Here is a 23986-nt window from a genome sequence, read left to right on the forward strand (position 1 = left end):
AAAATTGATGCGCATGTCGTAATTGCCTACCCGTCGCCGCGACAGCGACGGCCCGGTCGTTGCGATAGCGACCGCAAGCCATTCCGCGCCAAAACCGTCAGATGAAGTCCATTTTGCCGACCACTCACCTATGAATATTGCGCACATCCCAACAGCTGCTCCCGGTACGAACGGCTCGTCCCGGCCTCCGGCACCCGCGCAGGGCGATGCCGCGCCGTTGCCGCAGAGCGCGCGGTCACCGTCGGCGGGGCCGGACAAGCCGCCATTCCGTCCGCCGGCCGACATCCCGACCCAGTCCGGCCCGCTCGGCATCCGCTTCGACTTCAACGACGGCTGCCGGGTGTTGCTCCCCGACGGCAACGGCCCCTACCAAGCCAGGCTGAGCGATATCGACAGCGGCAATGTCCTGTTCGAAACCGAGATCAAGTCGGGCCGCATCAATTCGACCAAGCGCTACTTCGTGCGCATCCGTCTCGAGATCCGGGTCAAAAACGAGGTTGTCCTCCAGCACGACTATTCGGCCACAGATCGCGACGTCCTGATCCAGCTTCCCGAGATGACGCTCGGCGATACGATCGGGTGGTTTCCCTACGCGGACCGATTTCGCGAGCGCCACGGCTGCCGCCTGACCTGCACGATGTCCGAAAAGGTCATCCCACTGTTTCGCAAGGCCTATCCGGACATCACGCTGCTCGGTCACGGCGAGGTCGATCCCCGCCGCTACTACGCGACGTACAACATCGGGCTGTTCTTCGACGATCAGAACCATGTGTATCAGCCCAGCGACTTTCGCCATGTCGGCCTGCATCGCACCGCAGGCTACATCCTCGGCGTGGATCCCGCCGAGCAGCCGCCGCGGATTGCGGTGGCGGATGACACCCCACCCATCGCCGGGCCCTATGTCTGCATCGCCGTGCAGAGCACGACCCAGTGCAAATACTGGAATAATCCACACGGCTGGCGCGAGACCGTCCGCTTCCTGAAGCAAGCGGGCTATCGCGTGATCTGCATCGACCAGAAGCCCGTTCACGGCTCCGGCATGGTGTGGACGCAGATTCCGCACGGCGCCGAGGACGAGACGGGAGATCGCCCGCTCCAGGAGCGTGCGCGCTGGCTCAAGCACGCGGACTTCTTCATCGGCCTGTCGAGCGGTCTGTCATGGCTTGCCTGGGCGAGCGGAACGCCGGTCGTGCTCATCAGCGGCTTCACGCATCCGACCAACGAGTTCACGACGCCCTACCGCGTCGTCAACTATCACGCCTGCAATTCCTGCTGGAACGATCCTGTTCACAGGTTCGACCACAAAGACTTCCTGTGGTGTCCACGCCACAAGGATACGCCGCGACAATTCGAGTGCACGCGGTTGATCACCTTCGACCAAGTGAGACGCACGATCGAGACCATCCCGGGCTTCGGGACGCGAAACGGACATAGGACACAGTGAATTTTACCAGGAGAAATGCGATGACTGACGTAGTACAGCCGGGCGACACTCTGGCGGTCGGCTCCGGGGCGACCGTCGACGGGACCTTGGTCCTGTGGAGCGGTACGCTCGAGATCCACGCCGGCGGCACCGCCAACGGGACGGTGGTCAATGGCGGCGGCGTGCTGGTGGTGGACGCCGGCGGGACGGCTGTCGACTCTTTCCTCGGCGGCCTTGCCGTCGAGAACGTGTTCGGCACCGACATCAACGCGACGATCGCCGGCGGCGCCGTCATGAACATCTTCAACGGCGGCAAGGCGATCGACACCACCTTGGACGGCGCCACGCAGAACGTCTACTCCGGCGGCACGGCGAGCGGCACGACCGGCGCGGCGTCAGGCATCTATGACGGCGGCATCGCGACCGGAACCAACCTGAGCGCCGGCGCGCAATGGGTCTATTCCGGCGGCGTGGCCAGCGGCACGACGCTCGGCAACGCCATCTACCAGGCCGTCTATGGCGGCGCGACCGTGAGCGGCACCACCATTGCCGGCGGCCAGCAGGACGTCGTCGGCCTTGCGATCAACACGACGATGACCAGCGGGTGGCAGTTCATCGGAAACGGCGGTGTCGCGAACAACACCGCCATGAGCGGCGGCTTCGAATATGTGCTGGCCGGCGGCACGGCCAACGGCGCGCATATGAGCGGTGGCGCCCAGATCGTCTGGGACGGCGTCGCCAACAACACGGTGATGACCGGCGGCACGCAGACCGTGCTCGGCGGCGGCGTGGTGAGCGGCACGACCCTGACCAGCGCAACGCAGCAGGTGCAGATCTACGGCTTCGCGGTCGGTACGGTGGTCAACCGCGGCGGCTACGAAGTCGTCACTTCGGGCGGCGTCACCAGCGGCACGATCGTCAACAGCGGCGGCTACGAGTTCGTTAGCGCAGGCGGAAGCTCGTTCGCGACCACGGTCAATCGTGGCGGCTACGAGATCGTCAGCGCCGGTGCCACCTCGACGAACACGACCGTGAATTCCGGCGGCTACGAGGTCGTCGACACCGGCGGCATCTCGAAGAATGCCACGGTGCTGGCCGGCGGCTACGCCATGATCCAGGTCGGCGGCCTTGCGATGAACATGGTCATCAGCGCCGGATACCAGTTCGTCTACGGCACTGCCGACAACACCACCAATCTGGGTGGCATCGAGTACGTCTATGGCGTCGTCGATGACACCGTGATCGGAAATCACGGCAAGGAGAACGTCATGGGCATCGCCAACGACACGGTGGTGAACAGCGGCGGCCTCCAGACCGTGTCCGGCGGCATCACCAACGGAACGATCGTCCACAGCGGCGGCGTCGAGCTCGTGAACAGCGGCGTCGCCAACGGCACGATCATCTCCGGTGGTCTCGCGCATGTTGCCGTAGGCGGGGCTGCGGTCGACGTCACGTTCGAGGGCGAAGGCGGCACGCTTCAGCTCGACAGCTCCGACCTGTTTTCGGGTCAGATCTCCGGCTTCGGCGACACCGATATCATCGATCTCCGCGACATCGCCTTCGGCGCGGGGACGACGCTGGGCTACGCAGCCGATCCCGGCAACGGCGGCGGCACGCTGACAATCAGCGACGGCGTCAATTCAGCCTCGCTGGCCCTGCTCGGCCAGTACTCGGCCGCGAACTTCGCGCTGGCTTCGGATGGACATGGCGGCACCATGATCACCGAGCACATCGCCGTGCAGCAGGCGAACCTCGCGCCCAACGCGCTGGCGGCTTGATCGCGAACGGCGGCGGAGCCTCGGCTCCGCATGCCCTGAAACATCGAGGGCGCAGCCTTTCCGAGGCTGCGCCCTTTTTCTTCAAGCTGTTGGCGCGCAAATGCTCGCCGGGACTTGGTGCCTAGTTACAGGGCTTGCTGTCCTTGACGTCGAATTTGCCCATGGCGCCGGAAATGACGAAATCGTTGTAGTCGAGCACGAGCTGGCGGGAGACGCCGTTCTCGTAGAGCTCGAACGCCATCGCATAGACCGGCGTCTGCTCGCCTTCCTTCTGCTGGGACTCGCGGTCGAAATAGCTGACGGTGACGGGCCAGCGCCTGAGCGACTTCATGTGCTCGTCGGAGGTCGACGGATCGGATGAGGTGGCGGCGCGGTCGGCAGGGATCGGCTGGCCGATCACGGTCAGCGTGTTGTAGACCTTTTGGCCGTCGTCCGAGCCGTCATAGACGGAGAGCTCGAGCAGCGACTTGCCGTCCTTGGCAGCAGCGATGATGCGCTGGATCTGCTCGGTCGGGAACACGATCTTGCCGTCGAGGGTGAAGGTCTTGGGCGCCGGCAACTTTAGCTTGACATTGATGTGGTCGCCGTCGCGCTCCGCCGAGCCGTCGACCCGGCCGGCATCGGCCTCGTTCATCCGCGTCTCGATCTTGAAGCGGTAGCTTTTTCCCGCGGCATCTTCCCAGGAATTGGAGCGGAGGTCGCTGAGCGTGACCTTGCCCTCGCCGCTGTCGAGCTCGGAGACCTGGCGGAATTCGGAGGTGTAGCCCTCGCAGGAGCTCCCGGTGAAGTTGTAGAGAATGCGGCCGCGCGCGCTGTTGACCGAATTGGAGCGCGATTTCACCAAGCTCAAATCATACAGCGCCTGGTGCGCGAGGAACGGACCGTTGGCGGCCTGCGCCCCGCAGCCGGGGCCGAAACTGGCCGCCGCGAGCGCCATCACACCGAGCGAAGTCCGGAAAAGGTGCACCATGTCTGTTCCTTGGAGACGCGTCCTTGGCGAAAGCGCAGATTCGACATTTTAATGACTGTTCCATTGCGTCGCAACTGAGGCCGTTTCACGTAAAGTTGCGGCCTTTGCGTTGAACCGCCTGCCCTGCCTCAACAAAATGCGTCGCCTCCGGTTGCTTGCATGTGGCGGTACGATGGGCGAAACAGGACGTGCCGGGCCAACAGATAGCGCCCCGGCTGACGAATCCTGGACGAATTTTTGGACAACGAGGTCGAACATGGCGGGCACGGTCGAGCAGAAACTGGCGGAACAGGGCATCAAGCTGCACGAGGCCCCCACCCCCGTCGCCAACTACGTGCCGTTCGTGCGCACCGGCAATCTGCTGTTCGTCTCCGGCCAGGTCTGCTTCGACCCTGCCGGCAAGCTGATCGCCAAGGGCAAGCTCGGCGCCGGCGTCTCGATCGAGGACGGCGCTGCGGCGGCGCGCGGCTGCGCGGTCAACCTGCTGGCCCAGGTCAAGGCTGCCCTCGGCGACCTCGACAAGGTCGTGCGCGTGGTACGCCTCGGCGGCTTCATCAACTCGGCGCCGGACTTTCTGGACGGGCCGAAGGTGCTGAACGGCGCCTCCGACCTGATGGTCGCCGCCTTCGGTGACAAGGGTCGCCACGCCCGCACCACCGTCGGAGTCGCCTCGCTGCCCGCGGATGCGGCGGTCGAGGTCGAAGGCGTGTTCGAGGTCGCCTGACGCGCATGCGCGCTCCGGATTGGCTGACAGCCCGGCCGGTCGCCCATCGCGGCCTGCACGACATCTCCCGCGGCATCGTCGAGAACATGCCGGGCGCGGTGCAGGCTGCGATCGCCGGAAATTTCGCGATCGAGGTCGACATCCAGCTCTCCGCCGACGGCGAGGCGATGATCCACCACGACCACGCGCTCGGCCGTCTCACCGAGGCGACCGGCGAGGTGGTCTCGAAGACCGCGGCGGAGCTGAGGGCGATCAAGTTCAAGGACACCGACGAGCGGATGATGTCGCTCAGCGATCTCTGCGCCATGGTCGCCGGCCGCGTGCCGCTGGTGATCGAGGTGAAGAGCCATTTTGGCGGCGACCGCAAGCTGGTGAAGCGGATGGCCGAGGTGCTGGCGTCCTATGACGGCCCCGCCGTCGGGATGTCCTTCGATCCCGACCAGGTGCTGGCGCTGCGCGAGCTGTTGCCGAGCCGCCCGCGCGGCATCGTCGCGCAGCAGACCTATGAGGACGAGTACTGGGCCTACCTGACCCAGGAGCAGCGCGACAGCATGCTGTACCTGCGCCACGGTTTTCAGACCCAGCCGCATTTCGTCGCCTTCAAGGTCGACCACCTCCCGGCCCCCGCCCCCTGGATCGCCCGCAACGTGTTCGGCTGCGCCCTGCTGGGCTGGACCGTTCGCACACCCGAGCAGCGGACGCGGGTCGGGCAGTATGCCGATCAGATGATCTTTGAGGGATTCGTGCCGTAGGCTTGCCAACGGCGCTTTCGTGTCCCGGAGGCGCTGCAACGCGCCAGCGTTGCTGCGCAGAGCCGAGGCACGAGAGCTGTGTTCCCCCGCCTCTTGAAGTCGCTGCTGCAATGCACGATCTTGGGATCGATGGCATCATCTGAAATCACGCTCGAGGCGGTCCCTTCCATTGGCGAGGTGTCTGCCGAGGATTGGGACGCCTGCGCCAATCCCGGCGGCAAGTGCAATGGGCTTGGCGCGGGAACCTCATCCGCTCGTCCAGGCGGCTCCCTCGGCCTCTCAAAACCGGCCTATAACCCGTTCGTCTCACACGCATTTTTATCTGCCGTCGAGAAATCGGGTTCGGCAACGATCCGCACCGGCTGGGGACCGCGCCACCTCGTGGCCAAGATCGGCGGCCGCGTCGCAGGCGTCGTGCCTTGCTATCTCAAATCACACAGCCAGGGCGAATACGTCTTCGACCGCGGTTGGGCTGATGCCTATGAGCGCGCCGGCGGACGGTACTATCCAAAGCTTCAGGTCTCGGTTCCCTTCACGCCGGCCACGGGCCCACGGCTGCTGGTGCGCGACGGCGTCGACCATGAGCATATCACCGAGGCGCTGGCGAGCGGGCTGGTCGCGCTGTGCGGTGTCAGCAAGGCTTCCTCGGTGCATGTCACCTTCGCCCGCGAGACGGAGTGGAAGCTGCTGGCCCAGCACGGCTTCCTCCAGCGCACCGACCAGCAGTTCCATTGGCGCGACGAGGGCTTTGCGAGTTTTGACGATTTTCTGGCGACGCTGAACTCGCGCCACCGCAAATCGATCAAGCGCGAGCGGCGCGATGCGCTGGCGGCCGGCATCAGCATCCACTGGCTCACCGGCAAGGACATCACCGAAGACGCCTGGGACGCGTTCTTCGAATTCTACATGGAGACCGGCTCGCGCAAATGGGGCCGGCCGTATCTCACGCGCGAATTCTTCTCGCTGGTCGGCGAGACCATGGCAGAGGACGTGCTGCTGGTGATGGCCCGCCGCAACGACCGCTGGATCGCGGGCGCGATCAACTTCATCGGCTCGGACACGCTGTTCGGCCGCAACTGGGGTGCGGTCGAGCATCATCCCTTCCTGCATTTCGAGGTCTGCTACTATCAGGCGATCGATTTCGCCATCAAGCGCGGCCTCACCCATGTCGAGGCGGGCGCTCAAGGAGAGCACAAGATCGCGCGCGGCTACCTGCCGCGCACGACCCATTCCGCCCATTTCATTGCCGATCCCGGCCTGCGCCGCGCCATCGGCGATTACCTCAAGCGCGAGCGCGCCTATGTTGCGGAAGCCGGACGAGAGCTCGCCGAGCTCGGCCCGTTCCGCAAAGGCATCGGCGAGGCGCCTTGACGGTTTGCCGTCGCTGGTGACAGTAAGCGCAAAATTCCAAGCTCAGAATTCCTGGGAGCCGCCATGACCGCCTACGACACCAACAACATCTTCGCAAAGATCCTGCGCGGCGAGCTGCCCTGCAACAAGGTCTATGAGGACGAGCACGTCTTCGCCTTCCTCGACATCATGCCGCGCGTGCCCGGCCACACGCTGGTGATCCCGAAGACCCCTGCCCGCAACATCCTCGACATCAAGCCGGACGACTACGCCCATGTCGCGCGCGGCGCGCACAAGATCGCCGCCGCCGCGATGAAGGCATTCGACGCCGACGGCATCACCGTGCAGCAGTTCAACGAGCCTGCCGGCGGACAGGTGGTGTTTCATCTCCACATGCACGTGATGCCACGCCATGACGGCGTCGCGATGCTGCCGCCGGCGAGCCGCAAGGAAGACATCAAGGTGCTCGAGGAGCATGCGGCGAAGCTGATTGCGGCGCTGAAGGGCTGAGCCTCATTCCGTCTGAAAGTCCCCCGGCTGCGGCGCGGCCAGCGGGGTGAATTCGCAGCGATCGGGCTTGATGTCGATCAGCGGCGTGTTGTCGATGCAGTCGAGGCCGCGCACCAGAATCGTATTTCCCTCGATGCCGACCAGCTTCACGATCGAGGTGCCGATCGGATTGGGCCGCACCGGCGAGCGCAGCGAGAAGGTACCGCGGGTCTTCTCGTTGTTCTTCGGGCTTTGCAGAACGATGTCGCGGCGCGACTTGTCGAGCCAGTACAGCACTTCGAGATTGCTGTAGAAATCGACGCCCTTGATCGCGGGCACGAACGGCTCAAAAATCTCGAGCCGGCAGATCGGGCCGTCATGACGCCCCTGCCGCGGCGTCTCCAGCCGCGAGGTCCAGGGCGTACGGATGCGGCCGATGAAGACGAGGCCGGCATCCTCCACAGGCGGCAGCTCGATGGCGACCTCGCCCTCGCGGAGCTCGTTTTCGCGAACCATATTTCCAGTTCCTTGGCTGTTCACCGGCGGTTTTAGCCCAACCACCATTTGCCGGCCAGCATGAAGAGTTCGCCCGTCACCACGCCCGCGAAAATCGAGCGGCGGGTCAGCAGGAAGACGATGAGGCCGGCGCCGACCGCACCGTAGCGCAAGGCATCCGGCACGCTGGCCAGCGCGCCCGGCGGCTGGACCACGATCTGGGCGATGACGCCGGCCAGGATCGCGGTCGCGACCGCCCTCACCCAGACCAGCAACTCCGAACCCTCGTCGATGCCGCCACCGAACCACAGGCCCAGCATGCGCCAGATCTGGTTGGGAACGACGCCGGCGACGAACAGCACGACGAGCGCATGCCAGTCGCCGATGAGCTGCGCGTAGCTCATGCGCGCACCTCGCGCCACCAATGCACGCCATAGGCGATGGTGCCGGCCACAAGGCCGCTGACGAGGATGTCGAGCCCGGAGTTCATCTTCGCGGCCAGCGGATAGAGTAGAACCCCGAGCGCCAGCGCAACGACGTCGGCGACCTCACGGCTGTTGCGCGCGGTCGAGAACAGGAACGACAGCGGCGTCAGCATCAGGATCGCCGCGCCCAGCGTCTGCGTCAGGTTGGCGGCGAGGAAATAGCCGACCGTGTTGGCGGTGAGGCACACCGAGACCAGACCGAAGCCAAGCCCGTTGACGAAGGCGATCCGCCGCTCGCGCGGCACCTGCGGCAGGAAGCGATGGCACTCGACCCACAGCGTCACGGCGGTGAGATGCGCCGCAAAGAACAGCTCCCGCCGCTTGGTCGTCGGCGTGCGCATCAGCGGCAGCACCGAGACCACCATGGGAAACAGGCGGATGGCGCTGACGGTCACCGCGATCGCCGACTGGATGATGGTCGCACCCGACCCGAGCGTGGTGATCAGGATGATCTGCGCCGGACCTGCCCAGACGAACAGCGTCGAGCAGAGCGCCCACAGCAGGCTGAAATGGCTGTCATGGGCGAGCGCGCCGATGCCCAGATAGGTCGCGAACAGGACGAGCGTGAGGATCGTCTGCATGATCGAGCGCAGCCCCCAGCCGAAGGCGCGCCAGGGACTTTGCCATTGAGGGGAATCGAGTGGAGGAAGCGCACCGAAGGAGCGGCCGGCGAGGTTGCGGAATCGTGCCTGCATAACGGGCAATGCGGCGGCCCGCGTCAAGGAAGCACGCGGCGGGGCTGGCATGCGCGGGGAGACAGCAGACCTACCCGCTCACGCCCCGGTTCTTCAGCACGAAGCAGGCGCCGCCGGCCTTGCGGATCTTATTGCACAGATCATCCGCCTCGTTGCGGGTGTCCGCGCCGATGCGCACCTGGTAGAACGCGCGCGTGCCACGGCTGCGCATCACCGAGCTCAGCAGGCTCGGATCACGCTCGCCGATCACGGCGCTCAGCTTCGTGACGGCCCGGGAATACATCGCCAGCGCCTTGTTGCGGTCGAAGCCGGCCGCGAGCTGCACGCCCCAGATCTTTGCGGCGGCGAGCTCCACATGCTGCTCGAGCTCGGCGACGAACGGATTTGGCGCGCGCTTGAGCAGCGCCATCAGATCGCGGCAGCTGGTCGGCGGCGAGCTCGGCGGCCCCTTGCCGGTGCTGCCGGCCTTGGCCCATGCATCGACGCTCGCGCCGGTGATGGCATAGACATAGTTGCGGGTCTGCTCCGGCATGCCGCCGGTGCCGGCGAGCCATTCCTGCACCCGACGCGGGCCGGCATTGTAGGCGGCGGCCGCGAGGCCGAGATTGCCGAACTGGTTCCGCAGCTCGTTCAAGAATTCGGCCGACTTCGGCAGCGCCTGGACAGGATTGAAGGGATTGAGCAGCCCGCGCTCGCTCGCGGTGCCCGGCATGAACTGCGCGATCCCCTGGGCATGCTCGCCGCTACGCGTCATCGGCCCCACCGCATCGGCCTGGAAGCGGCTCTCCTGCCAGATCACGCGGGCGAAGAACTCCAGCGGCAGGTTGGCATCGCGGGCCGCAGCTTCGACGATCAGGCAGATCGATTCCCGCGTGTGACTCTCGCGCGCATCCGCCGGCTTTGGCGGCGGCATCGCAAGCTCCTCGACGCTGGGAACAGCGACATTGGTCTTTGCCGGCGAGCTGTCCCACGCCGCCGCCTGCGACGTCGGGACGAGCAGCGCGACAACGAGGATTGACGCAATTCGCGCCAACTCTGCCCAAGCAACGCTGTGGCGCCTACCGGCGCCACATGCGACAAGATGATCCGCCATGTTGTGGCATCGTGCCATGGTTCGACGAGTTGCCAATATATGCTGCCTGACCTGTTTCTCCCAATGCACTCCCCCGCCAAACGGATCCGCGCGATCCTGGCCCTAGCCGCCCTCGTCCTGTCCGCCGCGCCGGCACTGGCGCAAGTCAGCTGGCGGATGACCACCGAATACCCGCAAAACAACATTTCCGGCATTGGCCTCACCACTTTCGCCGATCGCGTCGCAGTGCGCACAAACGGTTTCGTGACTGTGACGAGCGCGTTCGACAACGAGCTCAAGATCAATTCAGGCGAGATGCCGCGAGCGGCGCTGGATGGCCGCATCGCCGGTGGCGATGCCTTTGCGGGCGCGCTGTCCGGCCTCGACCCGGTGCTCGGCCTGTCCACCCTGCCCTTCCTGGTGCAATCGGTCGACGTCGCGCGCGCCACCAATGCGCGGGCCCGCACGCTCTACGAGAAGGCGTTCGCCACTCGCGGGCTGAAGCTGCTCTATGTGACGATCTGGCCGGCGACGGGCCTCTGGTCCGATCATGCGCTCGGCGGCGCCGACGATTTGCCGAAGCTGAATTTGCGCGCCTACGACGCCAATTCCAGCGCGGTGATGCGCACCGCCGGCGCCAATGCGCAGTTCCTACCGATGGACAAGGCGCTCGCCGGACTGAAGGAACACCAGCTGAACGCCTTCCTCACCTCCGGCGATGGCGGTGCGGGACGCAAGCTCTGGGACTTCCTGCCGCATTTCACGGCCATCAATTATGCGATGCCGATCTCGATCGCCTTCGTCCGCAGCGAAGCGTTCGCGGAGCTGTCCGAGCCGATGCAGCGCGAGGTGATGGCGGCCGCGGCCGAGACCGAGCAGAGCCAGTTCGCGCTGCTCGCCCATCGCACCGCCGAAAATTACGCGCGCATGCGCGACAACGGCGTCACCATCGCCGAGCCCGCGCCGCAATCTCTCATCGGAGCGCTCCGCAACGCCGCGACCGGCACGATCGCCACCTGGGAAGCCCAGGCCGGTCCAGACGCCGCAGCGATCGTCGCATGGGCCCGGCAGCAATGACGCGACGGGCCTTGACTTGACGCCTGATCCGACTAGCAACGGACCCGTCTTACCCCAAGGGGACGGGCCCGGATGCAAACAATCTATTTTGATCTTGACGGCACGCTGACCAACCCGAAACCCGGGATCACCCGCTCGATCCAGTACGCCCTGGAGCGGCTGAACGTCGCGGTGCCGAGCGAGGACGAGCTGACCTGGTGCATCGGCCCGCCCCTGCATGCCAGCTTGGAGAAGCTCACCGGCAGCTCGGAACTCGCCGACCGCGCGCTCCTGCTTTATCGCGAGCGCTTCAGCGATGTCGGCCTGTTCGAGAACGAGGCCTATGGCGGGATCAAGGACACATTGTCCTCGATTGCCGCGACGCATCAGCGCATGTTCGTGGCGACCAGCAAGCCGGCAGTCTATGCCACCCGCATCGTCGATCATTTCGGCCTGCGGCCCTATTTCGAGCGCGTGTTCGGCTCCGAGCTCGACGGCACGCGCGTCGACAAGCGCGACCTGCTGCGCTATGCGCTCGACGAGGCCAAGGTCGATCCCGCCGATGCGATCATGATCGGCGACCGCAGCCATGACGTGGTCGGCGCGCGCACCAACGGCATGACCGCGATCGGTGTGCTCTACGGCTATGGCAGCGAGGCCGAGCTGCGGGATGCCGGCGCGCATCACATCTGCGCCGCGCATCCCGAGCTGCTCGGCCACTGCGTGGCCTAAAGCATGATCCGGAAAAGTGCGCAGCGGTTTTCCGAAAAGATCATGCTCAAACAATAAGCTAAAGCGCGATGACGATTCATCCTAATCTCATCGCGCTTTAGGCGCTGACGGTTTCCACCGCCGCAAGCATGCCGGTCCTCGCGTGGCAGTTCCGATACTCGAAGAACTGCTCGTCCGCGGCAGCCACCGTGACCTCGTGATAAAGCCGCAGCTTGGCTGACGGCCCGAGCGTCGAGAGGTATTTCATCGCGGCGCCGAAGATCCTGACATGGGTCGGATGCGACTCCGCCCAGCGCTCGAGCGCAGCGAGGCTCTTCCACCAGCTCTGGCCGTAGGACTTTTCGCTCGCGCTGCCGTCATCCGCGAGCACGCGCATGTAGCGGTTGGCGTAGCAGCCGATGCCAAGGCCGTCGTCGCGCAGAAAATCCATGCCCTCACGCAGCACCGGCTCGACGTCGTCGAGATAGAGCTTCCGCTCGGACGCCTCGGTATCGCTCCAGTCCTGCCCCGAGCGGATCAGGCACAGATTATCGTGTGCCTTGACGCGGAGTCGCGCGCCATCGCGGATCAGCTCAGGCGCACCGCCCGGCGACATCGGATCGGTCTGCGACAGCGGAATGCGATCGCGCATGCCGCCCCAATAAGCGTGCTCCTGTATCTCGCCGCTCATGCCGCCTGCGATGACGGCGACGCCTTCGGGCCGGTCGGGCGAGGAGAACAGCGTCTCGTGCCGCGCGACGGCAGGACGCAGCACCTCGATGAAGGTGCCGATGCCTTCGCGCGGCTTTCCAGTCCAGGCCTCGCGCGCCGGCGCAAACCAGGCGTCGAAGCGCGCGACGTCGTCCCAATAGGCCACCGAGACGATGGTCTCGTAGCCGGCCTGGTCGACATAATGCGCGCGGTCCCAATGCGGTGGGCCGTTCTCCACGAAGAGCCCGGCGATGTCTTCCAGCGCCGCTGTTGCGGCCGCCGGCGCCGTGCCGCGATATTGGATACCGAAATAGGCCATCACGACGCGGCTCACGGCCGGCTTGTAGCGCGCCACGAAGGACGGATATGGCGGCTGGTAGTCATCAGGCACGCGCTTGTGGCGCGTACGCGCCGTTTCGAGATGCAGAGGAATTGCGGATTCCATGATCGTGCTCTCCCCTTGCTCTCGGCGATCAGCTCGCCGCCGCGCCGATGTCCGTGGGCTCGACGGTATCGACCGGCAGTGCAAACTGCTCGACGCGCTTGTAGGGCTTGCTGTTGAGCAGGAGCCGCGTCACGTCCGGCCGCGAATAGTGCCCGGCGGGATCAGCCGCATTCTTGGCGACACCGATGGCTCCGAGATCGATCTCGGCGATCAAGAGGCCCTCCTGGTCCGGCGCCAGCTTGTCACCGATCTGGCTGCCGTCGGGGCCGTAGATCGCGGCAAAGCCGCCGCCGGCATGCAGCAGCGCGTGCTTGTCGGGCCGGTCGCAGAGCTCGTCGATCATCGCCTGCGAGACGGTCGCGCAAGGCGCGAGCACGAAGCAGGAGCCTTCGACCGCATAGACGCGCGAGGCCGCGTTGTTGACCTCCGCCCCGAGCGCTGGCGCGAACGGATCGTAGAGCGAGAAGCTCGGCCAGGCCGCGACATGCACCTGCTCGTTCTGGGCATACATCGCGTATTTCGACAGCGGCTGGAGATGCTCCCAGCAGCACAGCGCCCCCAGGCGCCCGATGTCGGGCCGCGCGTGGACAGCAAGATCGCTGCCGTCCCCCTCGCCATAGACCGTGCGCTCGGCATGGGTCGGCCGCAGCTTGCGGCGCTTTGCGATGGTCTCGCCGTCGGGCCCGATCAGCCATTGCGCGAGATAGAGGCTGCCGCCGTCGCGCTCGGACAGGCCGATCACAGCGGTGAGCCGCGCTTTCCGCACGGCCTCGCGCAGCCGCTCGGCCTGCGGACTGTCATAGGCCAGCGAATTGTCGAAATAGCGCTGCACGAAGCCGCGGCCGATCGCCCAGGCCGGCGAGTCCATCCAGATGTGCCAGGGATAGCCGGGTATGAAGGCCTCGGGAAAGGCGATCAGCTTGGCGCCCTTCTCGGCGGCCTCCCTGATCAGCGCGACCGACTTGTCGATCGAGCCGTCGAGATCGAGCCAGACCGGCGCCGCCTGCACCACCGCCACCTTGTATTTCGGATGTTCGATGCCCATTCCCGCCTCCATTGCCGGTTGATCGGAAGCCACGTCCGATGCAGTCTATTTGGCCAAGCCGGGCGGCCGCGCGCTCGACCGCGGCGGAACAAAAACTCGACTGGACGGAAGCGCCGACCCGGTACGGAATTTGCCTCCGCCAAGGCTCGATCCGCGCCAGCATGCAGTTTTGCAGGATGTGAAAGGGAGGCTTGCCGATGCCAATCCAGTTCACGACAGACGGCAGCCCCGGCTACCGGCGGCTGGCGCTGTGGCAGGACATCGTCTGCGACGTCTTCGTCGGGCTCGACTGCAAGTCCGATCTCGGCAGCGCCTTTCGCGGCTCGGTCACGCAGGCCCCGCTCGGCAAGGCGGTGTGCTCGGAGGTCTGCTCCGACCGCCAGCACGTGTTCCGCACGCCCTCGCGCATCGCGCGTTCGGATCAGGATTTCGTGCTCGTCGCGCTCGGCAACCGCGGTCACGGCGGCGTGGTGCAGGACGGCCGCGAGACCGTGATCCATCCCGGCGAATTCGCGCTCTACGACACCACGCGGCCCTATGAGCTGAAGTTCAACGACGCCTTCACGCAGACCATCTTCAAGGTGCCGCGCGAGATGTTGCAGCGGCGACTCGGCGCCACCGAGACGCTCACTGCGATGTCGTTCGGGGCTGACGCACCGCTGGAGAGGCTGGCGTACGATTTCATCTTCCGGCTTTGCCAGAGCGCGGACCAGCTTGCGCCGGATCATGCCGCGGCCTTGTCGGAGCAGGCCGTCGATCTGTTGGCGATGGCACTGAGCGAACGGCTTGGCAAGGCATCCCTGCCGTCCTCGACTCACCGTTCCGCCCTGCTCTACCGGCTGAAGGCGCACATCCGCGCGCGCCTCTCCGATCCCGAACTCTCGCCGGCGGAAACCGCCGCCGCACTCGGCATCTCGCCGCGCTACGTCAACGATCTGCTCGCCGACGAGGACATGTCGTTCCAGCGCTATGTGCTTGCCGAGCGTCTCGCCCAATGCAGGCGCGACCTCGCTTCGCCCGTGCTTGCGCACCGCCACATCAGCGAGATCGCGTTTGCCTGGGGCTTTAACGACCTCTCGCATTTCGGCCGCGTCTTCCGTGAGCATTTTGGGATGTCGCCGCGCGACTTCCGGCAGAGCCAGCTGCGGCACTGACGGTCAGCCATCACCTCGAGCCTTCGCCGTAAGCGAAGGCAATGCTCGCCAATTCCAGATTGTCTTGCCTCGCAGCCTGGATCAGGCTGGCCCACATGAGGACTCACGGCACGATAAGCGGATCTGAGCTGCTGCTGGGTGTGATCGCGATCCGGCTCGCAGTCCTCGTCCTGGTGGGCTGGAGCCTGACGCTCCTGCCGCGGCAGGCGCGTGACACCGAAGTCGCCTGTTTTCCGGCGGCCGCGACACAGGTCGAGGCGCAGTCTTCGGCAAAGACGCCCGGTCCACGCGTTGCCGATGCCGCACTCGATGACATGCGTCTGCACGACTAGGCCGTTTCCAAGCAAGGCCGGTATGTGAGCGTGGCGTAGGACAGCGCGCGTACTTGCATTACCATTGCACCCCAAGGCCGCACTGATCAATCAGCGGCCGGCCGAGGAGCAGATCAATGGAATACCGACGCTTGGGCCGGTCAGGCCTCATGGTGCCCGCTTTGAGTCTTGGGACCGGCACGTTCGGCGGCGTCGGCCGCCTTGCCGCCTGGGGCACGACGGACGCAACCGAAGCGCGGCGTCTTCTCGATATCTGCCTCGAGGCTGGCGTGTCGATGTTCGACACCGCGAACGTCTATTCGCTCGGCGAATCCGAGCGCGTTCTCGGCGAAGCCATCAAGGGCCGCCGCGACAAGGTGCTGGTCTCGACCAAGGCGACGTTCCGCTTCGGCGATGGCCCCAACGACATCGGCTCGTCGCGGCAGCATCTGCTCACCGCCATCGACGCCTCGCTGAGCCGGCTCGGCACCGATTACATCGACCTGTTCCAGCTCCACGGCTTCGACGCCTTCACGCCGCCCGAGGAGGTGCTCAGCACCCTCGATGTGCTCGTGCGCGCCGGCAAGATCCGCTATGTCGGCGTCTCGAATTTTTCGGGTTGGCACCTGATGAAATCGCTGTCAGTCGCCGACAAGCACGGCTTCCCGCGCTACGTCGCAAATCAGACCTACTATTCGCTGATCGGACGCGACTACGAATGGGAGCTGATGCCGCTCGGCCTCGACCAGGGGCTCGGCGCCGTTGTCTGGTCGCCGCTCGGCTGGGGACGCCTCACCGGAAAAATCCGCCGCGGCCAGCCGAAGCCCGAGGTGAGCCGCCTGCCCAAGACGGCCGAGTTTGGTCCGCCCGTGCCGGACGAGCACGTCTATCGCGTGGTCGATGCGATCGACGAGGTCGCGAAGGAAACCGGCAAGAGCGTGTCGCAGATCGCGCTGAACTGGCTGCTCCAGCGTCCGACGGTGTCGACACTGATCATCGGCGCGCGCAACGAGGCGCAGCTGCGCGAGAATCTCGGCGCGGTCGGCTGGTCGCTGACCAAGGACCAGATCGCCAAGCTCGATGAGGCGAGCAAGGTGACGCTACCCTATCCCTATTGGCACCAGCGCGTGACCTTCACGGACCGTAATCCACCGGCGGTCTAGCAGCCGGTCGATCTGCCTCGGCGCGGGCTTATTGAGCTCTACATCTGGCGCAAGATGACCACGCCGGTCGTGGAGACCGGTTGCGGAACTATCGCGGTCCTGTCCGGTTGGCGCAATACTCCGCCAGCTGGCACGTTTGATTCGCCAAACCAGACGCCGCTCACAATGTCGACAGTCACGATCGAGCAGGCCGACGGCCTGCCGCTGCCGCAGCGCCGATGGGCCATTCTCACCATCGCGCTCGGCATCACGATGTCCGTGATTGACGGCGCCATCGCCAATGTGGCGCTGCCGACCATCGCGGCCGACCTCAAGGCGAGCCCGGCCTTCTCGATCTGGATCGTCAACGGCTACCAGCTCGCCATCACCATCTCGCTGCTGCCGCTCGCCTCGCTCGGCGAGATCGTGGGCTACCGGCGCGTCTACCTGGCCGGACTTGCACTGTTCACCATCGCCTCCGCGTTTTGCGCGGTCGCGCAATCGCTGCCGATGCTGACGATCGCGCGCATCATCCAGGGTTTTGGCGCGGCCGGCATCATGAGCGTCAACACCGCGCTGGTGCGCTTTACCTATCCGCATGCGCTGCTCGGGCGCGGCATTGCGCGCAACGCGCTCGTCGTGGCGGTATCGGCGGCGGTCGGGCCGACGCTGGCATCGGGCATCCTGGCCGTGGGCAGCTGGCCCTGGATGTTCGCGATCAACGTGCCGATCGGTGCGGTCGCGGTTGTCCTCGGGGCGCGGTGCCTGCCGCACACGCGCCTCGCGGCGCATTCGTTCGACTGGCAGAGCGCGGGGCTGAGCGCCGTCACCTTCGGCGTCGGCATTTTCGCGGTCGACAGCGTCGGCCATGGCGAGCCGCTTCTCACCTGCCTGATCGAATTCGCCATCGCCGCGGTCGCGGGCGCCGCCCTGATCTGGCGCGAGACGCATATGGCCGCGCCGCTGCTGCCGGTTGATCTGCTGCGCATCCCGATCTTCGCGCTGTCGATCGCGACCTCGATCGCCTCCTTCTGCGCCCAGATGCTCGCCTTCGTCGCGATCCCGTTCTACCTGCAAAGCCGCTTCGGCTATTCGGCCGTGCATATGGGGCTATTGATCACGCCCTGGCCGATCACGGTTGCGTTCGCCGCCCCGCTCGCCGGGCGGCTGGTCGAGCACTACCCGGCCGGCCTGCTCGGCGGCATTGGCCTCTTGCTGTTCGCAGGCGGGCTCGCCTCGCTCGCCATGCTGCCGGCCGAGCCCGGCGCCTTCGACATCGCGGTATTTCCTGGATCCGGGCGAGCTCCAAAGTCTGGCGCGTCATCCTCTCGCGTCGATTGGCGGGCACACGACCTCACATCGAGCGCTCTCAGACCTGGATGAGACCTCAGCGCGAGCCGAACTGATCGATAATCGGAACTATCTGGAGAATCTACTTCAGTTGCCTGTCAGGCACCTCGCTTATCCTTATGGAACCCCCGGCGCGTGCGGTCTGCGAGAGGAGTATCTCGCCAACGAAGCGGGATACGCGAGCGCCGTAACAACACGACACGATCAGCTAACCGGCGATCGTCTCGACCCATTCGCGCTTCCCCGCATTGGGGTGGACAGTACGTATGACACAGAAGCTTCCGTTGCTGCTCGATTAAGCGGGGTACAGTTGGCAGTGCAATGACACAGAAGCTTCCGTTGCTGCTCGATTAAGCGGGGTACAGTTGGCAGTGCAGGCGCTTCTCGCGAAACGATCACGTCGTCATTCGTCGAAAGAAGCTTCGCACCTGACTCGGCCGACAGCGCGCTGACACCGCCGCACGTCTTAGGGGAGGGCGCCCGCCACCGTTGAGGCGATCGCCGCTGCAGAGGCCGCAGCGGCGGAAAGTGATCCTGGATGAAGCAACGTGCCTTTAAGTCCAACAAGGCACCGGTGTGTGCGGGAGTGCCCCGGCCTTCAACCGTGCCGTCCTTCGCTCGATCGATGGCCGTTGGTCTAGAGCCGGCCAAGGGATAGGTCGCCGGGTTACATGAGCGAATGAACGAGCGCGCTCGTTTCGAAACCAACGCTGCCTCGATCCCAGCCGCGAGCTGCTGCGTTCGCCGGTGAAGATCCATGCCGTCTCAATATGATCATCCGCTGCGCAGCAAACGCCTGTCCACTGCCTTTGCCCTGAAGTTGGAGAGAACGTCGGCATATACCTCGACGATCTTCTCCACCGTGACGACCTGATCGTACCTCGCCATCGCCGCTCGCCCTCGGAACTCGCTGCTCCGCGACCAGTCAAAAACCTCTCGAAGGTTGCGGGCAATCGTGCCGACGTCCGGCGGACAGATTCGCGTTCCCGCGATGCCGCTTAGAAGCTCGCCAACGTCGCCGACCTTCGTCGCAACCACCGGAAGGTTACACGCGAGAGCTTCCTTGATGGAGGTCGGCGACCCTTCACGATCCGAGCAGAGGAGCATGGCGTCGGCGGCGCTGTAACACCACGGCATTTCGCCGTTCGCCATATTGAAAACCGTCATCAATTCCGCGTCGACGCCCTCCTGCACGAGCCGCTCGACTGACGCTCGCGCGAGATCATATCTCTTCTCACGGCGAGCCGGATCAAACGGAAACAGAACGATATACTTGTCTGTTGGCCATTGCAGCCGCGCTCGTGCTTTGTCGCGATCGTACGGCCTGAATACGCCAAGGTCGACCCCGCAGGGAATCACGATTCCCGGAATCCGCTTTCGCAGCCCCTCGGAAACGACGATGATGGCATCGGCGAAATGCGACACAGCATGCGTGCACAGCCTTTCAAAGGCACTTCCGAGCACGTCGGTCCCGTGTAGCGTGATCACGAGTGGCGCCTTCGAACGAAACATTGCAGGATATGCCGAATAGCCGTAATGCGCATGGACGACGTCATATGCCACCGCGCGAGTCATTCGCATGACGTCAAGAGCGCACCGCAAGTAATTCATCTTGGACTGGGATCCGAGAATGTCGATCACGTCGACCGTGTGGCCGAACCGCCGCAGCTGCTCTACCTGATGGCATACGAAGGCGCCGGAGCCCGGTCTGTCTGGACTCGGATACATGTTGGTGACACAGAGTATCCGCACGATTGGTGCTCCCTCGACGTTGGCACGAGCTGCTAACAAGTCACAGATCTGCGCCGCCAACCTCTTTGAGCCGTCGTCGGACCTCCGCCGGGACGCCCATCACGAGCGAACTGTCGGGCACGTCCCTCGTCACCACGGCGCCGGCGCCGACGATGGCGCCAATGCCGATTCTGACGCCTGGCAGCAAGTTGGCTCCCAGGCCGATCGCGGCGCCGCGCGCGATGTGCGGCCCTAGCATGGGCGAACCGTCGTAGCCGTTGCGCCCGATCGCATTGTCGTTCGAAGTGCCGACGCAGCCCGAAATGAACACGTCATCTTCGATCGTCATATTCCCCGCCAACCAGGTGTGATCCTGCACCCGAACGCGATCACCGATGCGCGTGTTGTAATTGACCGTGACGTAACGCCCGATGACGCTCTTCGAGCCGATCCGTGATTGTTCACGGATTGAGGCGCCGTCACCAATCAGAGTGCCCGCGCCGACCAAGACGTCGTAGAAAATTACCGCGTGCGGTCCAACAGAACAATCAGCGCCGATATCGACCCAGGCCTCAAAACGCGGCGGGCGCGACAATGCGCCGGCCCCTTTGGGCGCCTTGCCGATATAGGCTCCCGGAAATATTTCGACGTTGTCTCCGATCCTTGCGCCGCTTTCAATCACGACATGCGGGTGAATGATCACTCCGTTGCCAATCGTAACATTAGGTCGCACCACGGCGAACTCGGCGATCGTCACCGCCTCACCGATCGCTGCGGTCTCGACAATCGCCCATGCACTGATTCGCGTCATCGCAGCTCCTTCGCGGTCTCGGCGCGCTGCGCGGCGGGCGAATACGGTGACTCCCGCTGCAATTCCTGCTGGCTGTCCTGCTCGGTCGCAGCGCGCACAATCGCGGCGATACGGCGCACCTGGTCGCGTGCAAGCTCGGGAAACATGGGCAGGGACAGTGACTGAGCGGCCATCGCTTCGCAGTACGGCAGGTCGCCCAGCCTGTAGCCGAGATGAACGAAAGCAGGCTGTAGGTGGAGCGGCACCGGATAATGGATCCCGGTCGCCACGCCGGCCTCGTCCAGCGTTTTGCGTATTGCGTCCCGCTCTTTCGTGGCGATCACATACAAGTGGTAGACGTGCGTCGATCCCTTTCGAACGAACGGCGTCTTGATCCCCGACTGCGCCAACTCCGCGGTGTACCACTCTGCAGCGCGCCGCCGATTGGCGTTCCATTCATCCAGGCGCCGAAGCTTGACCTGCAGGATTGCCGCCTGGAGGGCATCGAGCCGGCTGTTGAACCCGATCTCGGCGTGGCTGTAGTGGCTGGTTCGACCGTGGTCACGCAGTCGTTCGATCCGCTCGGCAATCGCAGCATTGTTGGTGGTTACCGCTCCGCCGTCGCCGTAGGCGCCGAGGTTCTTCCCCGGGTAAAACGAGAAACATGCGACATCGCCGAGCGCCCCCGTTCGGACTCCCTGATATTCCGCTCCGTGCGCCTGGGCCGCGTCCTCTAGCACGTAGAGGCCGCGGCGTCGTGCGATGTCCTTGATTGGATCCATATCAGCAGGCTGGCCGAAGAGATGGACTGCGACGATTGCCTTTGTACGATCCGTTATCGCGCGATCGATCATCCTCGGATCGATGGTGCAGGTATCAGGATCGATATCAACGAACACGGGCCGCGCTCCCGTCGCGGCGATGGCGGCCGCGGTGGCGATGAAGGTGTGGGCGGTTGTGATCACCTCGTCGCCATGGCCAATACCTAAGGCTCGTATCGCCAGATGAAGCGCGTCGGTGCCGTTCGCCACGCCGCGCGCATGGCGCGCCTGGCAATACTCAGCGAAGTCTCTTTCGAACGAGGCAAGCGCCTCGCCGCCTATGAACTGCGCGGAGTCTAGGATGCCCTGTATTGCTTCAGCTACCTCGTCCTTTAGCGTCTCATATTGCGCTTTGAGATTAACGAACGGAATTTGCATTTGTTTAACCTCATGGGAATCCGGCTCTTTCACTCGAGAACCTCATCGGGCACCGCGCCCCCACAGAACCGCGGGAACAGTCAGCGCGATCAACTTCAGGTCGGTCCAAAACGTCCAATTCATTGCGTACTCGACATCCATCTCGAGCATGGCCTCGGGGCAGATACGACCCCGGCCGCGGACCTGACAAATTCCAGTGATGCCGGGCTTCACAATGTGACGTTTATGGTGCCAATCCCGGAAGTGTTCGAGTTCATATGGAATCGCTGGCCGCGGACCGACAATGCTCATTTCGCCCCTCAATACGTTGAGGAGTTGAGGCAGCTCGTCGAGGCTGGTTCTCCGCAGCAGTCTCCCCACGCGCGTCACGCGAGGATCGTCTGTCAGCTTGTACGGGGCATCGGGATCGTTCGAGAGTGGTTCCTTCGCAAAAGCGCGCCGGATCGCCTCGCGATGGACGTTTTGGTCGGCGTTGTGATGAAGCGTTCGGAATTTGAAGCAGTTGAACGGCTTTTCGTCTCGCCCGATCCTACGTTGGCAGAAGACTGCAGGTCCGGGACTGTCGAGATGGATTGCTATCCATATCCCTATGAAGACAGGAGTCAGCACCACGATCGCAGGAACGCTGATCGCGACGTCGAGCGCCCGTTTTCCAAATTCCCGCAGAACCGCATTCCGTCGCGTGGCCTCATGTGACGGCAATTTCGGGACCTCCCACCAACACGTTCCGCCGCCGAAAAGCCGGTTGATCCTTACCGTTGGTACGGCGTTGGTGCTTGCGCCGTAGACACGCCGATGCCGCCTCGAGCGCTTCGACAACGCGCAGTCCATGCAATCCATCCGCGCGAGGCCGTTCCCCGGTCACGATCGCATTGACGAAGTCGAGTATCTCGAGTTTGAGCGGTTCGGTGCTGGATATCGCGGGGATATGAACGTCGCCATGATGATAGGCTGACTGGAAGTCGGCGTAGGAGTCGCCGTTTATTTGCGGCCTGAAGCGCTTCTGGTAGACGCGCACCTTCTCGGACGGCTGTACGTCGTCGAACACCAGCATGGCATCGCTTCCGACGATCGTGATCTGGCGCACTTTGACCGGGTCCAACCAGGAAACATGCACATGAGCGGTCGGGCCGCTCTTAAACCCCAGCTTGGCATATACAACGTCCTCAACGCCGGGTAGAACGTGCGAGCAACCCCAAGCGCCGATGTTTTGCGCGACCTCCTCCAGTAGGAAGTGGATGATCGAAAGGTCGTGTGGCGCCAAGTCCCAAAGGACATTGGCGTCTTGCCGGTAGAGACCGAGATTCAGGCGCCTCGAGTCGATGTAATAAAGCTCGCCAAGAGAGCCGCTCTGAATCATCTGGCGCATGGCAGTCACAGCCGGATGATATTCGAACGTGTGCCCGACCATGAGAACGCGCTTGTGCTGTTCGGCAATCGCATTCAGCTCGCGGCATTCCGCACTTTTCATGGCCAACGGCTTCTCGACGAGCACGTGCTTTCCGGCCTGGAGCACCGCCCGTGCTAATTCAAAGTGCGTCTCTACGGGCGTAGCAAGAATGACTGCGTCTATTGAAGGGTTGTTCAGTGCGTTGCTGATGTCGCGCGAAACGGCGACAGAAGGATACTGTGAGCGGATATATTCCAACCTGTCAGGTCGCGGATCAACGGCCATCGCCATCCTTGCGCCGCGTATATCGCAGGCGACACGGATGTGTTTCGCACCCCAGTAACCGCAACCGATGACCGCGAGCGACGGGCCGTCGTTCGCGATCTGGATTTCGGCGTCCTCACGATCATGGTTATTCGCCATGTTGGCTCCTTGAAGGCCGTTAACGTGCGCTCCATTCAAGATAGCCGATTGAGCGCGCGCGCTGCTGAAGCACACGGGTAATGATCTACGCTCTTTTGGGGTACACCCCCGCGCCACGCAGCTGTAGCCATGGCCAAAGTGATTAATCGGCCGGTCAAATACCGGCGCAAGGCCGCCCAAAAAGCTCTGGTTTTCCAGTGGTACAAGGGACCTGGCTTTGAGCCGCGAGCCACGCGGGGTGGGGGCAACCGCTAGCGCTTGTGCGACGCAGCGAGTTGGATGGTCGACGATGTGC

The 23986-nt window shown here is 64.3% G+C and carries 25 protein-coding genes; 13 read left to right on the forward strand and 12 right to left on the reverse strand.

The genetic code is table 11. The features are described 5' to 3' along the window. Positions 1 to 130: 130 nt before the first annotated feature. Both FOM02_RS40495 and FOM02_RS40500 read left to right on the forward strand, forming a co-directional pair. Positions 131 to 1444, forward strand: coding sequence for an autotransporter strand-loop-strand O-heptosyltransferase (locus tag FOM02_RS40495; RefSeq protein ID WP_084334347.1), 1314 nt, complete (start codon positions 131 to 133; stop codon positions 1442 to 1444). Between the two features lie 20 nt (positions 1445 to 1464). Continuing rightward, the gene (locus FOM02_RS40500; RefSeq protein ID WP_265441018.1) at positions 1465 to 3201 is read left to right on the forward strand and encodes a hypothetical protein; all 1737 of its coding nucleotides are present in this window, start codon (positions 1465 to 1467) and stop codon (positions 3199 to 3201) included. Positions 3202 to 3322: 121 nt separating this feature from the next. Here the strand turns inward: FOM02_RS40500 and FOM02_RS40505 are convergent, their stop codons facing one another. Next, a complete protein-coding gene (locus FOM02_RS40505; protein WP_027559675.1) occupies positions 3323 to 4171 on the reverse strand; it encodes a cell envelope integrity EipB family protein in 849 nt (282 codons plus the stop codon). Positions 4172 to 4427: 256 nt separating this feature from the next. Here FOM02_RS40505 and FOM02_RS40510 point away from each other — a divergent pair, with 256 nt between their 5' ends. From FOM02_RS40510 to FOM02_RS40525, 4 genes are all read left to right on the forward strand, one after another. Continuing rightward, positions 4428 to 4895 (forward strand): RidA family protein, encoded by a 468-nt coding sequence (locus FOM02_RS40510; RefSeq protein ID WP_014494672.1) that lies wholly within the window; start codon positions 4428 to 4430, stop codon positions 4893 to 4895. Between the two features lie 5 nt (positions 4896 to 4900). Next, complete coding sequence (locus tag FOM02_RS40515; RefSeq protein WP_027559676.1) at positions 4901 to 5647, forward strand: glycerophosphodiester phosphodiesterase; 747 nt, start codon at positions 4901 to 4903, stop codon at positions 5645 to 5647. Between the two features lie 129 nt (positions 5648 to 5776). Next, positions 5777 to 7018, forward strand: a complete 1242-nt coding sequence (locus tag FOM02_RS40520) for a GNAT family N-acetyltransferase (RefSeq protein WP_027559677.1) — start codon at positions 5777 to 5779, stop codon at positions 7016 to 7018. Between the two features lie 63 nt (positions 7019 to 7081). Next, positions 7082 to 7507, forward strand: coding sequence for an HIT family protein (locus FOM02_RS40525; protein ID WP_027559678.1), 426 nt, complete (start codon positions 7082 to 7084; stop codon positions 7505 to 7507). A 3-nt stretch (positions 7508 to 7510) separates the two neighbouring features. On the opposite strand, the gene tsaA is transcribed toward FOM02_RS40525, so the two are convergent. The 4 genes from tsaA to FOM02_RS40545 all read right to left on the reverse strand — a co-directional run bounded on the left by tsaA (position 7511) and on the right by FOM02_RS40545 (position 10254). After that, on the reverse strand, positions 7511 to 8002 hold the full coding sequence (gene tsaA / locus FOM02_RS40530; protein ID WP_027559679.1) for a tRNA (N6-threonylcarbamoyladenosine(37)-N6)-methyltransferase TrmO: 492 nt from the start codon (positions 8000 to 8002) through the stop codon (positions 7511 to 7513). Between the two features lie 32 nt (positions 8003 to 8034). Next, entirely contained in the window at positions 8035 to 8385 is a 351-nt protein-coding gene (locus FOM02_RS40535) for an AzlD domain-containing protein (protein WP_027559680.1), read from the reverse strand. Beyond that, on the reverse strand, positions 8382 to 9161 hold the full coding sequence (locus FOM02_RS40540; RefSeq protein WP_265441019.1) for an AzlC family ABC transporter permease: 780 nt from the start codon (positions 9159 to 9161) through the stop codon (positions 8382 to 8384). The genes FOM02_RS40535 and FOM02_RS40540 overlap by 4 nt, the downstream gene beginning before the upstream one ends. A 70-nt stretch (positions 9162 to 9231) precedes the next feature. Then, a complete protein-coding gene (locus tag FOM02_RS40545) occupies positions 9232 to 10254 on the reverse strand; it encodes a transglycosylase SLT domain-containing protein (RefSeq protein WP_416207745.1) in 1023 nt (340 codons plus the stop codon). Positions 10255 to 10293: 39 nt separating this feature from the next. Between FOM02_RS40545 and FOM02_RS40550 the strand changes: the two genes are divergently transcribed. Next, on the forward strand, positions 10294 to 11310 hold the full coding sequence (locus tag FOM02_RS40550) for a TRAP transporter substrate-binding protein (protein WP_027559683.1): 1017 nt from the start codon (positions 10294 to 10296) through the stop codon (positions 11308 to 11310). 72 nt (positions 11311 to 11382) lie between these two features. Further along, positions 11383 to 12021, forward strand: a complete 639-nt coding sequence (locus tag FOM02_RS40555; protein ID WP_027559684.1) for an HAD family hydrolase — start codon at positions 11383 to 11385, stop codon at positions 12019 to 12021. Positions 12022 to 12118: 97 nt separating this feature from the next. Here FOM02_RS40555 and FOM02_RS40560 read toward each other — a convergent pair whose 3' ends face one another. Together FOM02_RS40560 and FOM02_RS40565 are read right to left on the reverse strand one after the other, a co-directional pair. Continuing rightward, positions 12119 to 13156 carry a phenylacetaldoxime dehydratase family protein gene (locus FOM02_RS40560; RefSeq protein ID WP_027559685.1) on the reverse strand — a complete coding sequence of 346 codons (1038 nt, stop codon included), beginning with the start codon at positions 13154 to 13156 and terminating at the stop codon, positions 12119 to 12121. 28 nt (positions 13157 to 13184) lie between these two features. Then, positions 13185 to 14201 carry a carbon-nitrogen hydrolase family protein gene (locus tag FOM02_RS40565; protein ID WP_027559686.1) on the reverse strand — a complete coding sequence of 339 codons (1017 nt, stop codon included), beginning with the start codon at positions 14199 to 14201 and terminating at the stop codon, positions 13185 to 13187. A gap of 197 nt (positions 14202 to 14398) precedes the next feature. On the opposite strand from FOM02_RS40565, the gene FOM02_RS40570 reads away from it, so the two are divergent. The 5 genes from FOM02_RS40570 to FOM02_RS40590 all read left to right on the forward strand — a co-directional run bounded on the left by FOM02_RS40570 (position 14399) and on the right by FOM02_RS40590 (position 18483). Next, positions 14399 to 15355 (forward strand): helix-turn-helix domain-containing protein, encoded by a 957-nt coding sequence (locus FOM02_RS40570; protein WP_027559687.1) that lies wholly within the window; start codon positions 14399 to 14401, stop codon positions 15353 to 15355. Between the two features lie 95 nt (positions 15356 to 15450). Next, positions 15451 to 15687 (forward strand): hypothetical protein, encoded by a 237-nt coding sequence (locus FOM02_RS40575; RefSeq protein WP_027559688.1) that lies wholly within the window; start codon positions 15451 to 15453, stop codon positions 15685 to 15687. Between the two features lie 116 nt (positions 15688 to 15803). Next, positions 15804 to 16829, forward strand: coding sequence for an aldo/keto reductase (locus tag FOM02_RS40580; RefSeq protein ID WP_027559689.1), 1026 nt, complete (start codon positions 15804 to 15806; stop codon positions 16827 to 16829). Between the two features lie 165 nt (positions 16830 to 16994). After that, complete coding sequence (locus FOM02_RS40585) at positions 16995 to 18191, forward strand: MFS transporter (RefSeq protein WP_265441021.1); 1197 nt, start codon at positions 16995 to 16997, stop codon at positions 18189 to 18191. Beyond that, complete coding sequence (locus tag FOM02_RS40590) at positions 18145 to 18483, forward strand: polysaccharide deacetylase family protein (RefSeq protein WP_265442263.1); 339 nt, start codon at positions 18145 to 18147, stop codon at positions 18481 to 18483. Before FOM02_RS40585 ends, FOM02_RS40590 begins: the two co-directional genes overlap by 47 nt. Before the next feature lie 449 nt (positions 18484 to 18932). On the opposite strand, the gene FOM02_RS40595 is transcribed toward FOM02_RS40590, so the two are convergent. The 5 genes from FOM02_RS40595 to FOM02_RS40615 are packed head-to-tail and all read right to left on the reverse strand — an operon-like array spanning position 18933 to position 23691. After that, a complete protein-coding gene (locus FOM02_RS40595) occupies positions 18933 to 19910 on the reverse strand; it encodes a glycosyltransferase (RefSeq protein WP_347336546.1) in 978 nt (325 codons plus the stop codon). Between the two features lie 40 nt (positions 19911 to 19950). Beyond that, complete coding sequence (locus FOM02_RS40600) at positions 19951 to 20700, reverse strand: N-acetyltransferase (RefSeq protein ID WP_035729937.1); 750 nt, start codon at positions 20698 to 20700, stop codon at positions 19951 to 19953. Further along, the gene (locus FOM02_RS40605) at positions 20697 to 21878 is read right to left on the reverse strand and encodes a DegT/DnrJ/EryC1/StrS family aminotransferase (RefSeq protein WP_265442264.1); all 1182 of its coding nucleotides are present in this window, start codon (positions 21876 to 21878) and stop codon (positions 20697 to 20699) included. Before FOM02_RS40605 ends, FOM02_RS40600 begins: the two co-directional genes overlap by 4 nt. A 42-nt stretch (positions 21879 to 21920) precedes the next feature. Continuing rightward, positions 21921 to 22580, reverse strand: coding sequence for a sugar transferase (locus tag FOM02_RS40610; RefSeq protein ID WP_035729934.1), 660 nt, complete (start codon positions 22578 to 22580; stop codon positions 21921 to 21923). After that, the gene (locus FOM02_RS40615) at positions 22567 to 23691 is read right to left on the reverse strand and encodes a Gfo/Idh/MocA family protein (RefSeq protein WP_051377966.1); all 1125 of its coding nucleotides are present in this window, start codon (positions 23689 to 23691) and stop codon (positions 22567 to 22569) included. The genes FOM02_RS40610 and FOM02_RS40615 overlap by 14 nt, the downstream gene beginning before the upstream one ends. Positions 23692 to 23986 lie beyond the last annotated feature (295 nt).

This window comes from Bradyrhizobium sp. SEMIA (assembly GCF_014844175.1).
In the GTDB taxonomy this organism is placed as follows: Bacteria; Pseudomonadota; Alphaproteobacteria; order Rhizobiales; family Xanthobacteraceae; genus Bradyrhizobium; species Bradyrhizobium arachidis.

Bases quoted from the DNA above. Each gene is read 5' to 3' on its own strand.
- FOM02_RS40600 (WP_035729937.1), bottom strand. From the start codon at position 20,700: ATGACGCGAATCAGTGCATGGGCGATTGTCGAGACCGCAGCGATCGGT.
- FOM02_RS40525 (WP_027559678.1), top strand. From the start codon at position 7,082: ATGACCGCCTACGACACCAACAACATCTTCGCAAAGATCCTGCGCGGC.
- FOM02_RS40585 (WP_265441021.1), top strand. From the start codon at position 16,995: ATGTCGACAGTCACGATCGAGCAGGCCGACGGCCTGCCGCTGCCGCAG.
- FOM02_RS40570 (WP_027559687.1), top strand. From the start codon at position 14,399: ATGCCAATCCAGTTCACGACAGACGGCAGCCCCGGCTACCGGCGGCTG.
- FOM02_RS40515 (WP_027559676.1), top strand. From the start codon at position 4,901: ATGCGCGCTCCGGATTGGCTGACAGCCCGGCCGGTCGCCCATCGCGGC.
- FOM02_RS40505 (WP_027559675.1), bottom strand. From the start codon at position 4,171: ATGGTGCACCTTTTCCGGACTTCGCTCGGTGTGATGGCGCTCGCGGCG.
- FOM02_RS40560 (WP_027559685.1), bottom strand. From the start codon at position 13,156: ATGGAATCCGCAATTCCTCTGCATCTCGAAACGGCGCGTACGCGCCAC.
- FOM02_RS40495 (WP_084334347.1), top strand. From the start codon at position 131: ATGAATATTGCGCACATCCCAACAGCTGCTCCCGGTACGAACGGCTCG.
- FOM02_RS40500 (WP_265441018.1), top strand. From the start codon at position 1,465: ATGACTGACGTAGTACAGCCGGGCGACACTCTGGCGGTCGGCTCCGGG.
- FOM02_RS40605 (WP_265442264.1), bottom strand. From the start codon at position 21,878: ATGCAAATTCCGTTCGTTAATCTCAAAGCGCAATATGAGACGCTAAAG.
- FOM02_RS40540 (WP_265441019.1), bottom strand. From the start codon at position 9,161: ATGCAGGCACGATTCCGCAACCTCGCCGGCCGCTCCTTCGGTGCGCTT.
- FOM02_RS40615 (WP_051377966.1), bottom strand. From the start codon at position 23,691: ATGGCGAATAACCATGATCGTGAGGACGCCGAAATCCAGATCGCGAAC.
- FOM02_RS40580 (WP_027559689.1), top strand. From the start codon at position 15,804: ATGGAATACCGACGCTTGGGCCGGTCAGGCCTCATGGTGCCCGCTTTG.
- FOM02_RS40535 (WP_027559680.1), bottom strand. From the start codon at position 8,385: ATGAGCTACGCGCAGCTCATCGGCGACTGGCATGCGCTCGTCGTGCTG.
- FOM02_RS40575 (WP_027559688.1), top strand. From the start codon at position 15,451: ATGAGGACTCACGGCACGATAAGCGGATCTGAGCTGCTGCTGGGTGTG.
- FOM02_RS40520 (WP_027559677.1), top strand. From the start codon at position 5,777: ATGGCATCATCTGAAATCACGCTCGAGGCGGTCCCTTCCATTGGCGAG.
- FOM02_RS40555 (WP_027559684.1), top strand. From the start codon at position 11,383: ATGCAAACAATCTATTTTGATCTTGACGGCACGCTGACCAACCCGAAA.
- FOM02_RS40565 (WP_027559686.1), bottom strand. From the start codon at position 14,201: ATGGGCATCGAACATCCGAAATACAAGGTGGCGGTGGTGCAGGCGGCG.
- FOM02_RS40545 (WP_416207745.1), bottom strand. From the start codon at position 10,254: ATGGCGGATCATCTTGTCGCATGTGGCGCCGGTAGGCGCCACAGCGTT.
- FOM02_RS40510 (WP_014494672.1), top strand. From the start codon at position 4,428: ATGGCGGGCACGGTCGAGCAGAAACTGGCGGAACAGGGCATCAAGCTG.
- tsaA (WP_027559679.1), bottom strand. From the start codon at position 8,002: ATGGTTCGCGAAAACGAGCTCCGCGAGGGCGAGGTCGCCATCGAGCTG.
- FOM02_RS40550 (WP_027559683.1), top strand. From the start codon at position 10,294: ATGCTGCCTGACCTGTTTCTCCCAATGCACTCCCCCGCCAAACGGATC.